Source organism: Nissabacter archeti, assembly GCF_018257325.1.
In the GTDB taxonomy this organism is placed as follows: Bacteria; Pseudomonadota; Gammaproteobacteria; order Enterobacterales; family Enterobacteriaceae; genus Chimaeribacter; species Chimaeribacter arupi.
The window spans coordinates 178066-192831 of record NZ_JAERKB010000012.1 but is presented as its reverse complement, the minus strand read 5'-3'; the positions used below and the strand labels follow the sequence as shown (position 1 = coordinate 192831).

The following is a 14766-nucleotide window of genomic DNA, read 5'->3' as shown; positions in this document are numbered from 1 at the left end:
AAGTGAAACGCCGTAGCGCCGATGGTAGTGTGGGGTCTCCCCATGCGAGAGTAGGGAACTGCCAGGCATCAAATTAAAGCCCTGCTGAAAGGCAGGCAAGTGACACCGGTTAACAGAATGACCTCTCTGTTAACGTAAAAGAATCGGTGGTGCGGTAGTTCAGTCGGTTAGAATACCGGCCTGTCACGCCGGGGGTCGCGGGTTCGAGTCCCGTCCGCACCGCCACTTATTGCATAAGCCCTGAGCATCAGCTCAGGGCTTTTTGCATTCTGGGAGTCCTTTTTCCCCAATATGGGCTGATAACATCCTCTCTCTTTCACCAATCTGTACCCTTCTTTTTCAGCCGCGATGGATCTCAACCGGCAAACTCAGCCTTATGTAGCCTGAAAATGCCGGTTCAGTATCCTTAATTAAAAAGATCATTGGGTAATGTGGCCAGATAAATGGCAGGCTTACCTTCAAAATCAGAACTAAACAGGATTTTTTTGTCGTCAGGTGTAAAAGAGGGGTGGGGGTGAGTCACCTGGCGATCGCCATCCAGAACTTGCCATGAACTATGATGAGCCGCTACACGTGCATACTGTTTTTTATTTACATCAAACACATAGAGCCAGGGATCATTTTCAATTGTGTATCCACTGGCATCCTGCACATCTACCGGCGTACCTGATCCATCCCCGACTAACAGTGTGCCTGTCTCATTACTCATAAGATGGGAGCAAGCCGGCATAGTCATGATGACCTCATTGTGATTGCGGTCAGGGTTATAGCGCCAAATTTGTCGATCTGCCTGATTTTTCAGGTATGAGACATAAATGAGCGCGGAACCATCCGGCACCCAAAACTCGTGCGTGCAGCTCTCTCCTTCGGCATGTTCTTTTACTTTACGTACGTTCGTCCCATCTTCATTCACCAGCCACATCCGCGCATCAACCAAATCATGCGGGCCTTCATGACAAAATGCGACAGTGTCATCATGATAGGGCCTGTAGATCGGGTGCCCCAGCCAGAGGTTATTTTCATGAATGACGCGTGACTGGCCGCTGTTAAGATCGATGCGCAGCAACCGGCAATGCGGTTTGCGGGTAAAGAAGGTATGGAATACTTTCCAGTCAGTGAGCGGCATCCAGTCATTACGATCGATTTCAATGCCGACCAGACTGGTGCATTCACTGTTCGCCACCCAGGTACCGTAACCGACCCACTGTTCAGGCACTTCGTAAACCGTTTCTTCATGGAAATTAGCCAACTCGACCCGTTGGAGACGACGCTCATTTTTTACGTAATAAAGGTAACGGTCGTCCTGAGATAAAAAACCACCAAATGTATTATCGCCAGGCCCTTCAGTTAATTGAACAGCCTGCTGAGTGGTCAGATCCATCAAATAATAGTTCCGGTTTCCATCGAACTCGCCTGCAAATAACAGCTTGTCACCAGTCTGATTAAAACATTTTTGGTAGAAATAGTTACGATGACAAAGTACATCAGGCGGCGTCAGGCGTGTTACTTCTGCACCTGTGCCGGCATCACGATAGGTATGGAAATCAAGGGTAATACGAGAACCTTTAGCCACAGTACATCTCCTTATTTAGCAGTCAGCACATGACGTAACTGCATCAGTTCGATGTTTGTATTTTTGAAACATCGTTTCAATGTTAAGGCGATGATACTGGGTTATTTTACGCTTGGGAGCAGGCAAGCGTGAGTCTGTTAAATTGCTCACAAAATTTTATGCAGGTTTACCCTTTTAATCACGCATGGCCTGGCCTATGCGTGAGGGCAGGTGTTCAGCCAAAAAATCGATAAAACAGCGGATGCGGCTGCTGACTGATTGATCGCTGTAATAGACTGCATGAATCGGGATCGCAACCTGCAGCAAATGATCCTGTAAGATCTCGACAAGCCGCCCGTGATTAAGATCATCCTGGATCAGGTAATCAGAGAGACAGGCAACACCATTACCATGCAGGGCTAACTGGCGTAACGTCTCGCCGTTATTGGCGGTCATCGAAGGGGTCACTTCAACTTGCTGCCCATCCCGATACAGCAGCGGCCAGCGATTAAGCGCAATCACTTCATTAAAACCCAGGCAATGATGCTGCAGCAAATCATCTGGTGTCATGGGCATTCCATGACGCATGAGATAATCAGGTGACGCAATAATACGGCGATAAGACACCATCAATTTCCTGGCCCGCAAACTGGAATCACCGAGTTCACCGAAGCGGATGGCAATATCGACTTTGCGTTCAATCAGATTGATATAACTTTCAGAGGCCACCAGAGATAATTCAATCTGAGGATAGCGTTGGGTAAAAGCGCTGACTAAAGGCGTCACCATATGCAGGATAACAGGGGTAGCCGCATCAACCCGCAGCAGTCCCTGTGGAGCTTCACGGTTATCTAGCAGCTCATTTTCTGCGGCGGCCATTTCATGTAATACCCGCTGTACCCGCCGGAAATAGATCTCTCCTTCATGTGTCAGGCTGATCTGGCGGGTCGTACGGTTGAGTAACGTCACCCCCAGCTTTTGTTCAAGGCGTTTTACCATACGGCTGACTACCGAATTATCCTGCTCAAGCTGAGCGGCCGCTTTGCTGAAACTGCCGCATTCTACGACGGTGACAAAAGTCATAAGTTCATCTGACGTTGCGCGCATTGTTGTTATCCATGCAAGAATCAATTGCTATTTCGGTAATTTAAGTCATTTAAGCATAGCCAGATAATGGCCGCCATTATCTGAACATTATCTGAACATTATCTGGAGCTTATTATGCCGATTGCGTTATTGGCGCTGACGATCAGTGCTTTTGCCATAGGAACAACAGAGTTTGTTATTGTCGGGCTGATCCCGACGATTGCCGGGCAATTACAGGTCACCGTGCCTTCAGCCGGATTACTGGTCTCTATTTACGCTTTAGGTGTCGCGGTAGGTGCCCCGGTGCTGACGGCCTTAACCAGCCGGGTGCCGCGAAAAATGTTGCTGGTCAGTTTAATGCTGCTGTTTACGCTGGGAAATTTGTTGGCGTGGCGGGCGCCTGATTATATGACATTAGTCGCCGCGCGGTTAGTGACCGGGCTGTCTCACGGCGTCTTCTTCTCTATAGGCTCAACCATTGCGACCAGCCTGGTATCCAAAGAAAAAGCGGCTTCTGCTATCGCCATGATGTTTGGTGGGTTGACCATCGTACTCGTCACGGGGGTGCCGTTAGGGACGTTTATCGGCCAGCATGTTGGTTGGCGGGAAGCGTTTCTGGTGGTGTCGTTTATTGGCCTCATCGCCATGTTAGCCAGCCTGTTCCTGCTGCCTGGAACGATTAAAAACAGCCCCTCTGTCCCGCTCAGGCAGCAGATGCGCGTCTTGACCAATCCTCATCTGTTATTGATTTATGCCATCACAGCGCTGGGATATGGCGGCGTATTTACCACCTTTACCTTCCTGGCACCCATGATGCAGCAACAGGCAGGGTTTTCTGCCCCGGCCGTGAGCTGGATTTTATTGGCCTATGGCATCTCAGTCGCCATCGGCAATATCTGGGGAGGGAAGCTGGCAGACCGTCATGGCGCTGTGCGTGCATTAACCCTGATTTTTGGTGCGCTGGGAATACTGCTATTGGTTTTCCAGTTTACAGCCAGCTACAGCATACCTGCGTTAATGACGCTGCTGGTGATGGGCATCTTCGCTTTTGGTAATGTGCCGGCACTGCAAGTGTATGTGGTGCAAAAAGCAGAGCACTATGCACCTGACGCGGTTGATATTGCTTCCGGGCTGAATATTGCGGCCTTCAATGCGGGCATTGCGTTAGGGTCATCCATTGGCGGGCAGACGGTTGCCAGGTTAGGGCTGGCGCAAACACCCTGGATCGGCGGCGTGATCGTGCTGGCTGCGCTGTTGCTGGTCAGCCTCAGCGGTTATCTGGACAGAAAAAAGCCTGCGGTACTGCCTGCCGCCTGATAGCTCCCCGTCTCTGTTCGCCGTCGGGTATCGGTAAACCGTAACGGTGTGACCTCTGCTACCTTGCGATGCGCTTCCCCAACGAGGCGCATCCATGCCTGAAACTGATTTTTCCTATGCTTACTCTGCGCGTATACTCATTCTTATGTTGCTGGCATGGCTGTCAGACCAGCAGCCTCATAACACAAGGGAGAAGGCTTCAGCGTGCCGAAGAAGACATATGCGATGAGATATGTTGCCGGACAACCAGTTGAGCGAATCTTTCCTGGTGCGGTAGCGCAATTGGGGCAGGCCTTGCCGCCTGGTGAGGCGTTGCCGAACTCAGATGTTCTGCGTGTCATGGTATGGAATATCTTTAAGCAGCAGCGGGCTGAATGGCTTTCAGTGCTGAAAAATTTTGGTAAAGATGCGCAGCTGGTCCTGTTGCAGGAAGCCCAGACGACACCAGAGCTGATTAAATTTGCGACCTCACACTATCTGGCCGCAGATCAGGTACCGGCGATTGTATTGCCGCAGCACCCGTCTGGGGTGATGACGCTGGCCGCGGCGCACCCGGTCTATTGCTGCCCGTTACGGGAGCGTGAGCCCCTACTGCGGTTATCCAAATCAGCGCTGGTGACGGTCTATCCGCTGACAAACGGGGAGCTGGTGATGGTGGTGAATATCCACGCGGTGAACTTCAGCCTGGGGGTGGATGTTTACAGTAAGCAGCTTGATCCGATTGGGGAACAGATGGCGTCCCACGCCGGGCCGGTGATTATGGCGGGCGACTTTAACGCCTGGAGCCGTCAACGCATGAATGCGCTGTTTACCTTTGCCCGCCGTTCTGGCCTGAAAGAGGTGAACTTTACCGATGATCACCGGCGCCGGGCTTTTGGCAAACCGCTCGATTTTGTCTTTTATCGTGGGCTGAAAGTCTCTGCCGCCACGGTGCTGGTCACGCGGGCATCCGATCATAATCCTCTGCTGGTCGAATTTGTGCCCCGCTCAACGCCGGCCGGGTAGGGGGTCAGGCAATAAAAAAGCATCCCGAAGGATGCTTTTTTTATATAACAGACAGGGTCTGACACAGCAAAACAGGGTCGGTAACGGCTCAGGTATCTGGCGTCAGCTTGTTGTTGACGAACAACGTCAGCTTGTCACCGGGTTGCAGGTTATTCGACGCCGAATTCCACCGCATAACATCACTGATATTGACCCCATGACGGCGGGCAATGCTGGCCAGTGAATCCCCTTTACGTACCTGATAGGTGATGCTGTTTGCTGCCGTCAGGTTGGCTGATGCTTTGTCAGCAATTTGCAGATTTTGGCCTACTTTGACCGTACTCGAACGGCCTAAGTTGTTCCAACGTTGCAAATCGCTGGTTTTGACATTCAACCGGGCGGCAATCGCCGACAGCGTATCCCCTGGGCGCACCGTATAACTGGAACCGGAAGCCGCACTGTTTTTTGCCAGTTTCGTCTCTACGGCGGCGATGTCGCTGTCCGCCAGGGAGTCCTTCAACTGATCAGCATGGGCTTTCGGTACCAAAATATAGTGCGGGCCATTCGGCGCAGTCACGCCTTTCTTGTAACCCGTATTAAAGGATTTCAGCTTGGTTAACGACATGCCTGCCATTTCAGCGGCTTGTGTTAACTGCATTTGCTGCCCCACTTCAACCCGCGCCAGCGCCCGGTTTTCGTTGGTTTTGGGCAAGCGAATCCCATATTGTTTGCTATGCTTAAGAATATCGCTAAGCGCCAACATTTTTGGAACATAAATCGACGTTTCCCGCGGGAGCGCCAATGCCCAGAAGTTTGTCGGACGGCCTTGTGCTTTATTCGCTTTAATCGCTTGTAAAACGCGACCTTCACCGCTGTTGTACGCTGCGACGGTCAATAACCAGTCGCCATCAAACATACGGTTCAGGCGTTGCATCATATCAAGCGCAGCAGTCGTCGATGCCACCACGTCGCGGCGACCGTCATACCACTGGTTCTGTTTCAGACCATATGTGCGACCCGTGCTTGGTACAATCTGCCAAAGCCCTGCGGCATTGGCGGACGACGTCGCTTTGGGGTCAAAAGCGCTCTCCACTATGGGTAGCAGTACCAGTTCCATCGGCATCTTACGTTGTTTAATCTGCTCGACAATCCAGTACATGTACGGCTCTGCCCGTAATGTTACATCGTGGAGATAGCTCTTCTGTTTTAGGTAACGCTTTTTTTGTTCACGGATCCGGGAATTTTCCGGAACCTCCATCTTCAGCTCGTCGCTAATGAAGTTCCACAAGTCTTCTTGCTGCGCGATGTCGCTGTTACTACTGCCCAGCCATCGCGCCGTGGTCTCTCGACCAGCCCCTGTGTACTCTCCTGCTTCACTTTGACCTGCCGAAGACAAACTCTGTGCGTGCTGTAACGGTGGCGTTGCGTCATGCCTTGACGCCTGACAACCGACCAGCAACACAGAGGCGAGAAGTATCGCTTTAGCCTTCATGTGTGTGTCAATAGTTGCTTAAAAGACGACCGATAATACTTTGCTTCGCCAAACAACACAAGAAAAAGGTTTAATAACTGTCTTTCCGCTCACGTAATCGGGCAAAAACCTGCCAAGGCTCACTAACAGGTAAGACAAATCCTAATTTCGTTTGTAAATCAGTATCATGGCAACGTAAAAATACGTTAATTTTATGCTCTTTTTCCAGCGTTGTAGGCACACTTGGCACCCCTTTTTTACGCATTGCTTGCACTTGTTGCTCATGTGTTTCTATATCGCGATCATCAGGTAAAATTGAGCGGGCAAACTTAAGATTTGCGAGGGTGTACTCATGGGCACAGCAGATCAGCGTATCTTTTGGTAAAGCGGTTAACTGTTGAAACGACTCGTACATTTGGCGTGCCGTCCCCTCAAACAACCGTCCGCAACCGGCTGAAAACATCGTATCGCCGCAGAAAAGATAAGGGGCACTGTAGTAAGCGATGTGGCCGGATGTATGCCCTGGTACGTCAAAAATGCGGTAATGTTGCTGCCCTAACGTGATCTCATCACCCTGTTTCAGAGTAATCTGACGAAATTTGGCGGCTGTTTCCTGCGGGCCGTAAAGCGCAACCTGCGGATAGTGCTGCAAAATCTCATTTACGCCCCCGACATGATCATGGTGGTGATGGGTCAGCAAAATGGCGGTCGGGGTCAGCTGGTGATGCTGCAACGCGGTCAGCACCGGTGCGGCTTCACCGGGGTCGACGATGATGACAGTGCCTTGCTGGTCATCCAGCAACCAAATGTAATTGTCCTGCAGGGCAGGAATGCTGATAAGATTCATTGATTACCTCGTTGGCAAACGCTTGAAAGAAGATAATAAACCATGCAATCCGCGCACCCGTCCAACATTCTGAGCACACCACGCTCCTGGGGCGACATTCCCCGCGGGGAGGTGTGGCGTGCTGCGCTGGAGCAACAGTTACAGCCGTGGTGGCCGAAAATGTATGGCTACCATCTGTTAAAAATCGGCACCCTCAGCGCTGAAATCAACAGCGAAAAGTGCCCTATTTCCCATCAGGTGAATGTCGGGCCGCAGGGGGAGGGCCTCCAGGTGATTGCCGACCCGTACCTGTTACCCTTTGCCGAAAAGTCGGTGGATGCCTGCCTGATTGCCCATACTTTAGCGTATGCCCACGATCCGCACCGCATTTTGCGTGAGGTTGACCGGGTGCTGATTGATGACGGCTGGCTGGTGATGACTAACTTTAACCTGTTGAGCCTGCTGGGAATGGGCAAACTGTTGCCGGTGGTGCGTCGTCGTCAGCCGTTCAGCGGGCAGATGTTTACCCAGATGCGCTTGCTGGACTGGCTGGGCCTGCTCAATTATGAAGTGATGTACCACTCCCGTATGCAGGTGCTGCCCTGGTGCGGGCAGGGCGGGAAAATGCTGAGCACCCATTTGCCGGCGTTAGGGTGCCTGGGGGTCATGGTGGCGCGGAAACGCACACTGCCGCTGACGCCGACAGCTAAAAAAATTGGGTTGCGCAAGCCCAGCCTGAGCCGGGCCGTGGGCGCAACGAAAAGCTACCGCGACGTGCCTTAAGCCGGCTGATAGCCGATATCTTCAAACGCGGGGGCATTCGCCGCAGCCCGCGCCAGCTCATCACAACGCTCATTCTCCGGGTGGCCGGCGTGGCCTTTGACCCACTCCCAGGTAATGCGGTGATGGCTGATGGCGGTATCCAGCCGCTGCCAGAGGTCGACATTTTTTACCGCTTTCTTGTCAGCCGTTTTCCAGCCACGCTTTTTCCAGTTGTGGATCCAGCTGGTAATCCCCTGGCGCACATACTGGCTGTCGGTGCTCAGCACCACCTCACACGGCGAGGTCAGCGCCTCAAGGGCGACAATGGCCGCCATCAGTTCCATCCGGTTATTGGTCGTCAGGCGGTAGCCTGCGCTGAAACTTTTTTCGTGCTGCTTGTAGCGCAAAATTGCGCCATAACCACCGGGGCCGGGGTTGCCTAGGCAAGAACCGTCGGTGAAAATTTCTACCTGTTTACTCATCTCTGGTAGACTCTTCCATCAGTTTTAAACGCCAAGTCTGACATAAACGAGCGCTATGAGCACTGCAATTACACGACAGATTGTTATGGATACGGAAACCACCGGCATGAACAAGCTGGGGGTTCATTACGAAGGACACCGTATTATTGAAATCGGTGCGGTTGAAGTGATCAACCGCCGCCTGACCGGTCGCAATTTTCACGTCTATGTGAAGCCCGACCGGCTGGTGGACCCGGAAGCCTACGGCGTACATGGGATCAGTGACGAATTCCTGGCCGACAAACCGACGTTTGCTGATGTCGCAGAGGAATTCCTGGAGTTCATCCGCGGCGGTGAGCTGGTGATCCATAACGCCTCGTTCGATATCGGCTTTATGGATTACGAATTCGGCATGCTCAACCGCGGCATCCCGAAAACGGACACCTTCTGCACCATCACCGACAGCCTGTTGATGGCGCGCAAGCTGTTTCCCGGCAAACGTAATAACCTCGATGCCCTGTGCGACCGTTACCAGATAGACAACACCAAACGTACGCTGCACGGCGCACTGCTCGACTCCGAAATCCTGGCGGAAGTCTACCTGGCGATGACCGGCGGCCAGACGTCACTCTCGTTTTCTCTGGAGAGCGATCGCCAGCAGCAGAACCAGGAGCAGGGGATCCAGCGCATTGCCCGGCCGAGCAGTGGCCTGAAAGTGGTGTATGCCAGTGATGACGAAGTCGCGACCCACGAATCGCGCCTGGATCTGGTGATGAAGAAGGGCGGCAGTTGCCTGTGGCGCGGCTGATTTTTCCGCAGGTCGCATAATAAATGCGCCATGCGGAGAAAAACTGTGCAAACGAATAGTTTTAAAAGAAAAAGCATTGACGGGCAGGCGGTGTGGCCGTAATATCCGCCTCGTTCTCAACCGGAACAACAGCGCGGTGCGGTAGTTCAGTCGGTTAGAATACCGGCCTGTCACGCCGGGGGTCGCGGGTTCGAGTCCCGTCCGCACCGCCAATATTCAGAAGCCCTGAGTTAGCAATAACTCAGGGCTTCGTCGTTTCTGCTATCCCGCATCTTTAACGGGATTGTTTACGCATGGCGGCCGGGCTGTACAGGGTGTCTGTGCTTGCCTCCCGATCATGGCGCGCAATAAACCGGTACGCGCCGCCGCCCAGCACCACCCCGATAAACCAGCTGAAGTTCGCCACCGCGTGCAAGCCGGGCGTAAAGCTAATCATCAGCCCAATGGCCACCGCCGGCAGCAGCGCCACAATCGCTTTCGGGTTAAAACCGTTCCGGTACCAGTAGCGCCCGGACGCGGTTGCATTGAACAGGTCATCGGTATGCACCCGGCCGCGTTTAATCAGGTAAAAATCCACCACCAGAATGCCGAACAACGGCCCGATAAAGGCCCCCAGCACATCCAGAGTGTAGTGAATCAATTCCGGCGACTGGAACAGATTCCACGGCGTCAGCAGCACCGAGCCGATGGCGGCGATCATGCCGCCGGTGCGGAAACTGATTTTCTGTGGTGCACAGTTAGAGAAATCAAATGCCGGTGAGACAAAGTTAGCCACGATATTAATGCCGATGGTGGCAATGATCATGGTCAGCAGGCCGATGGCCACGGCCACGCTGTTGCCGACCCGGCTCACTGTCTCAATAGGGTCTGTGATCATCTGGCCGAACAGGCTCTGCGTACCGGAAACAATGACCACCGTCACGACGGAGAACAGCAGGAAGTTAAACGGCAGGCCCCAGCGGTTGCCGCGGCGGATCTCCTGCATCGTTTTGCCGTAACGTGAGAAGTCGCCGAAATTGAGCAGCGGGCCGGAGAAGTAGGAGACCACCAGCGCCGTGGCGGTGACCATTTCCCAGGTCTGCTGGCCCGGCGTCAGCACTTTGCTGGAGAGGGTAAACGAAATCTTATCCAGCCCGGTTTTATACAGGATCCACCCGGCCAGCATCAGCATCACCACATAGACCGCTGGCCCGGCGATATCGATAAAACGTTTAATGGCGTTCATGCCGTGCCAGAACACCATCGCCTGCAACACCCACATAATCCCAAAGCAGATCCAGCCAAGGGCAGACAGCCCCAGCCAATGGCTCTGGGTCAGCGGTTGCAGCGACGGCACAAATTTCAGCAGCACCAGCATCAGGGCATTGGCGGCCAGATAAGTCTGGATGCCGTACCAGGCGAAGGCGATCAACCCCCGGATCACCGCCGGGATATTGGCGCCAAACACCCCAAATGCCTGGCGGCAGATAACGGCATAAGGCACGCCGGCCATCTGGCTGGGCTTCGCTACCAGGTTAGCGCAGAGCTGCACAATACAGATCCCCACCAGCAGCGAGATCAGCACCTGCCAGCTCGACAACCCCAGCGTAAAGAAGCTGGCGGCCACCACATACCCACCCATACTGTGTACATCAGACATCCAGAACGAAAAGATATTGTACCAACTCCAGCTCTGGTTTTTGGTAGGTGCCAGATCGGCATTACACAATTTCGGGCTGTAATGCGCTTTGATGCTGGCGGCATTCGGCAGGCTGTCCGCATCTGCGGCGGTAATTTCCGGATTTGGCATAAAACGTGCTCCTCTCTACAGGACAAGCCATCATTTATCGGCGTCAGGTGCAGTGCACCGCGGTTCACACTGTCGTAAAGGCAAGTGCAGGAATCAGGCCAGATTTCGTCACCGGGACGGACAAATGAGGTTTTCTTGTATACAGAACGAACAACCCATGTATACGTTTTGCTGCAATAAAGTATACGGAGTGGCGCTATGACGAGTTGGGACGGGCTGAATTCCGCCTATTTTTCGCTGGATAAGGACGATCACATTTTTAACGCGCTGGTGACGTCCATCGTTGAACATCAGCTGTTGCCGGGCAGTAAATTGCCGGAGGAGGCGTTGGCCGAGGTGTTTGGCGTCAGCCGCACCGGCATCCGCCGGGTATTGCAACGCCTTGCCGCAGTGCAATTAATTACCCTGACGCCCAAGCGCGGTGCACAGGTGGCCACGCCCAGCGCGGATGCCTCGCGCGATCTGTTCGCCACCCGGCGGATGCTGGAGTGCGCCAACCTGCCGGCGGTGGTGGCGCACTGCCAGCCGCCGCATCTGGCCGCCATGAAGAACATCGTCAGGGATGAGCAACAGGCGCATGACGCCCACGACGGCGCGGCGGCCATCCGCCTCTCTGCTGCGTTTCACGTCCAGCTACAGGCGATTTCCGGCAACGCAGTGCTGACGGAGCTGGTGTCGCAGCTGACCCTGCGCTCCTCGCTGGTGGTCGCCGCCTGGGGCGCACCGTGGCAGCAGGGCTGCCGCTGCCATGACCATGATGAACTGCTGGCGCTGCTGAAAAAGCGCGACACCGCCGCGCTGACGGCGCATATGCACCAACACTTTGACGCCATTCTCTCCAGCCTGCGTTTTGAGGCGGCACCCGAAAAAGTGCCGGACTTCAGCCGTATCTTCGCGCCGTATGCTGCAGCCCTTAACAGTAAGGAGTGATGCCATGTCTCCCCGTCCGTTAACGCTTCAGGTAATAAACCCCAACACCAGTGAAGCGATGACCGCCACCATTGCGGCGGCAGCGCGCGTGGTGGCCGCCCCCGGCAACGAAATTCTGGCGGTCTGCCCGCAGGAGGGCGCGCCCTCTATTGAAGGCCATTTTGATGAGGCGATCGCCGCCCTCGGCGTGCTGGAGCAGATCAGGATTGGCCGGGATGCCGGTGTTGACGGCCATATCATCGCCTGTTTCGGCGATCCGGGCCTGCTGGCAGCGCGTGAACTGGCGACTGCGCCGGTTATCGGTATTGCCGAGGCGGCCATGCACTTCGCGACGCTGGTGGCGACCCGCTTTTCTATTGTGACCACCTTGCCGCGCACGCTGGTGATTGCCCGCCACCTGCTGTACCAGTATGGGTTCGAGCGTCACTGCGCCGGGCTGCACGCCATTGACTTGCCGGTGCTGGCGCTGGAAGACGGCAGCGGCCTCGCCCAGCAGCGGGTGCGTGAACTCTGTATCGCCGCGCGTGACCACGACGGCAGCGGGGCGGTGGTGCTGGGGTGCGGCGGCATGGCCGACCTGGCGCGGACGCTGACGGATGAACTGGGCATTCCGGTGATCGACGGCGTCAGCGCGGCGGTAAAAATGGTCGAGGCGCTGGCCGCTCTCGGGCTGCGCACCAGCAAACAGGGCGATCTGGCCTATCCACTGGCGAAGCCGCTCTCCGGCCGCTTTTTCGGCCTGAATCAGTAACCCCCGGCAGCCAGCCGGTGGCGTCTTTTCACAAGGAAATGCTATGCATGACAATATAAAAGCACACAGTGCCATCACCCGGCCGGATTACGGCTTTACCGAAAACTACCCGCGTGACCTGGCAGGCTATGCCGGGCAGCCGCCCCATGCCAACTGGCCGGGCAAGGCGCGCATCGCGGTGCAGTTTGTGCTGAATTATGAGGAGGGCGGGGAGAATAACGTCCTGCACGGTGACGCCGGGTCGGAACAGTTTTTATCAGACATCATCGGTGCCGCCAGCTACCCGGATCGCCATATGTCGATGGATTCACTGTATGAATACGGGTCACGCGCCGGGTTCTGGCGCATTCACCATGAATTCGCCCGCCGTGGTTTGCCGCTGACGGTGTTTGGCGTGGCGATGGCGCTGGCGCGCAACCCGGCCGTCGTCGAGGCGATCAAACAGGCCAATTACGATGTGGTCAGCCACGGCTGGCGCTGGATCCACTATCAGCAGATGGATGAGGCCACCGAGCGCCAACATATGGAGAGGGCGGTGGCCGTTCTGCGTGATCTGTTCGGGCAGGCACCGCTGGGCTGGTACACCGGGCGCGACAGCCCGAACACCCGGCGGCTGGTGGCAGAGCACGGGGGCTTCCAGTATGACAGCGACTATTACGGTGATGATCTGCCGTTCTGGACGGAGGTCACGCTGGGCAACGGCACGCGCAAGCCGCACCTGATCATCCCTTATACGCTGGAAGCCAACGACATGCGCTTCGCCTCCCCGCAGGGTTATAACACCGCAGAGCAGTTCTTTACGTATCTCAAAGACAGCTTTGATGTGCTGTATGCGGAAGGGGAAACGGCACCGAAAATGTTGTCGGTTGGTATGCACTGCCGCCTGCTGGGGCGGCCGGGGAAATTCCGTGCGCTGCAACGCTTCCTGGATTACATCCAGCAGCATGAGCGGGTCTGGATCTGCCGCCGGCAGGAGATTGCCGATCACTGGCAGGCAATGCATCCTTATCCCTCCGCCTGAAAACCGTCAGCCTGAAAATAAGCGGCCGTGATGGCCGCTCTCTGTCAGAAATCCCAGTCTTCATCTTCAGTATTGACGGCTTTGCCAATCACATACGAGGAGCCGGAGCCGGAGAAGAAATCGTGGTTCTCATCGGCATTCGGTGAGAGCGCGGACAAAATCGCCGGGTTCACCTCGGCCATGGAGGCCGGGAACAGCGCCTCATAACCGAGGTTCATCAGCGCTTTGTTGGCGTTGTAGTGCAGGAATTTTTTCACATCTTCCGTCCAGCCCACGCCGTCATACAGGTCTTCGGTGTAACGCAGTTCATTCTCATAGAGATCCTGTAACAGATCGTAGGCCTGCGCCTTCACCTGGCGGCGGCGGGCTTCATCCACCTGCTGCAAATTCTTCTGGAACTTATAGCCGATGTAATAGCCGTGTACCGCCTCATCACGGATGATCAGCCGGATCAAGTCTGCGGTATTGGTCAGCCTGGCACGGCTTGACCAGTACATCGGCAGGTAAAAGCCGGAGTAGAACAAAAACGACTCCAGGAACACGCTGGCGACTTTCTTCATCAGCGGGTCATCGCCCCGGTAATGCGAAAGCACGATCTCCGCCTTGTTCTGCAACAACGGGTTCTGCTCACTCCAGCGGAAGGCGTCGTCCACGTCTACCGTGGCGCAGAGCGTGGAGAAAATCGAGCTGTAGGAGCGCGCATGGACGGCCTCCATAAAGCCGATATTGGCGTACACCGCCTCCTCATGGGGGGTGATGGCGTCCGCCATCAACGCAGGCGCGCCGACCACATTCTGCACCGTGTCCAGCAGCGTCAGGCCGGTAAATACCCGGATGGTCAGCTGTTGCTCCTGGGGCGTCAGCGTGGCCCAGGAAGGAATATCGTTGGACAGCGGCACTTTCTCCGGCAGCCAGAAGTTGGCCGTCAGCCGGTTCCAGACTTCCAGATCCTTATCATCTTCGATCTGGTTCCAGTTGATCGCCTTCTGCACGCGGCGGGCGGCCATT

14 protein-coding genes and 2 tRNA genes are annotated in these 14766 nt (G+C 55.0%); 9 read left to right on the top strand and 7 right to left on the bottom strand.

Annotated features, from left to right (window positions below):
- Positions 1–148: 148 nt before the first annotated feature.
- A tRNA-Asp gene (locus JK232_RS17530) sits at positions 149–225 on the top strand.
- Between the two features lie 181 nt (positions 226–406).
- Here the strand turns inward: JK232_RS17530 and JK232_RS17525 are convergent.
- Entirely contained in the window at positions 407–1573 is a 1167-nt protein-coding gene (locus JK232_RS17525) for an oligogalacturonate lyase family protein (RefSeq protein ID WP_072930069.1), read from the bottom strand.
- 174 nt (positions 1574–1747) lie between these two features.
- Positions 1748–2659 carry a DNA-binding transcriptional regulator YafC gene (gene yafC / locus JK232_RS17520; protein WP_072930071.1) on the bottom strand — a complete coding sequence of 304 codons (912 nt, stop codon included), beginning with the start codon at positions 2657–2659 and terminating at the stop codon, positions 1748–1750.
- 114 nt (positions 2660–2773) lie between these two features.
- Between yafC and JK232_RS17515 the strand changes: the two genes are divergently transcribed.
- Together JK232_RS17515 and JK232_RS17510 are read left to right on the top strand one after the other, a co-directional pair.
- Positions 2774–3955 carry an MFS transporter gene (locus JK232_RS17515; protein WP_212589457.1) on the top strand — a complete coding sequence of 394 codons (1182 nt, stop codon included), beginning with the start codon at positions 2774–2776 and terminating at the stop codon, positions 3953–3955.
- A 204-nt stretch (positions 3956–4159) separates the two neighbouring features.
- The gene (locus tag JK232_RS17510; protein ID WP_101834536.1) at positions 4160–4960 is read left to right on the top strand and encodes an endonuclease/exonuclease/phosphatase family protein; all 801 of its coding nucleotides are present in this window, start codon (positions 4160–4162) and stop codon (positions 4958–4960) included.
- Between the two features lie 88 nt (positions 4961–5048).
- Here JK232_RS17510 and mltD read toward each other — a convergent pair whose 3' ends face one another.
- Complete coding sequence (gene mltD, locus JK232_RS17505) at positions 5049–6431, bottom strand: murein transglycosylase D (RefSeq protein ID WP_072930078.1); 1383 nt, start codon at positions 6429–6431, stop codon at positions 5049–5051.
- A 70-nt stretch (positions 6432–6501) separates the two neighbouring features.
- Positions 6502–7257, bottom strand: a complete 756-nt coding sequence (gene gloB, locus JK232_RS17500) for a hydroxyacylglutathione hydrolase (protein WP_072930080.1) — start codon at positions 7255–7257, stop codon at positions 6502–6504.
- A 42-nt stretch (positions 7258–7299) separates the two neighbouring features.
- Between gloB and JK232_RS17495 the strand changes: the two genes are divergently transcribed.
- The gene (locus tag JK232_RS17495) at positions 7300–8019 is read left to right on the top strand and encodes a methyltransferase domain-containing protein (RefSeq protein WP_072930082.1); all 720 of its coding nucleotides are present in this window, start codon (positions 7300–7302) and stop codon (positions 8017–8019) included.
- Here JK232_RS17495 and rnhA read toward each other — a convergent pair.
- On the bottom strand, positions 8016–8480 hold the full coding sequence (gene rnhA / locus JK232_RS17490) for a ribonuclease HI (protein ID WP_072930084.1): 465 nt from the start codon (positions 8478–8480) through the stop codon (positions 8016–8018). The genes JK232_RS17495 and rnhA overlap by 4 nt on opposite strands.
- 55 nt (positions 8481–8535) lie before the next feature.
- Between rnhA and dnaQ the strand changes: the two genes are divergently transcribed.
- Positions 8536–9267 carry a DNA polymerase III subunit epsilon gene (gene dnaQ / locus JK232_RS17485; RefSeq protein WP_072930094.1) on the top strand — a complete coding sequence of 244 codons (732 nt, stop codon included), beginning with the start codon at positions 8536–8538 and terminating at the stop codon, positions 9265–9267.
- 135 nt (positions 9268–9402) lie between these two features.
- Positions 9403–9479, top strand: a tRNA-Asp gene (locus JK232_RS17480).
- 62 nt (positions 9480–9541) lie between these two features.
- Here the strand turns inward: JK232_RS17480 and JK232_RS17475 are convergent.
- Positions 9542–11056, bottom strand: coding sequence for an NCS1 family nucleobase:cation symporter-1 (locus JK232_RS17475; RefSeq protein WP_101834542.1), 1515 nt, complete (start codon positions 11054–11056; stop codon positions 9542–9544).
- 198 nt (positions 11057–11254) lie between these two features.
- On the opposite strand from JK232_RS17475, the gene JK232_RS17470 reads away from it, so the two are divergent.
- The 3 genes from JK232_RS17470 to puuE are packed head-to-tail and all read left to right on the top strand — an operon-like array spanning position 11255 to position 13758.
- Positions 11255–11986 carry a GntR family transcriptional regulator gene (locus JK232_RS17470; protein WP_072930098.1) on the top strand — a complete coding sequence of 244 codons (732 nt, stop codon included), beginning with the start codon at positions 11255–11257 and terminating at the stop codon, positions 11984–11986.
- A gap of 4 nt (positions 11987–11990) precedes the next feature.
- Positions 11991–12737 (top strand): allantoin racemase, encoded by a 747-nt coding sequence (hpxA, locus tag JK232_RS17465; RefSeq protein ID WP_212589456.1) that lies wholly within the window; start codon positions 11991–11993, stop codon positions 12735–12737.
- Positions 12738–12780: 43 nt separating this feature from the next.
- The gene (puuE, locus tag JK232_RS17460) at positions 12781–13758 is read left to right on the top strand and encodes an allantoinase PuuE (RefSeq protein WP_072930101.1); all 978 of its coding nucleotides are present in this window, start codon (positions 12781–12783) and stop codon (positions 13756–13758) included.
- Between the two features lie 44 nt (positions 13759–13802).
- On the opposite strand, the gene nrdF is transcribed toward puuE, so the two are convergent.
- A complete protein-coding gene (gene nrdF / locus JK232_RS17455; protein WP_394854004.1) occupies positions 13803–14765 on the bottom strand; it encodes a class 1b ribonucleoside-diphosphate reductase subunit beta in 963 nt (320 codons plus the stop codon).
- Position 14766: the final 1 nt, after the last annotated feature.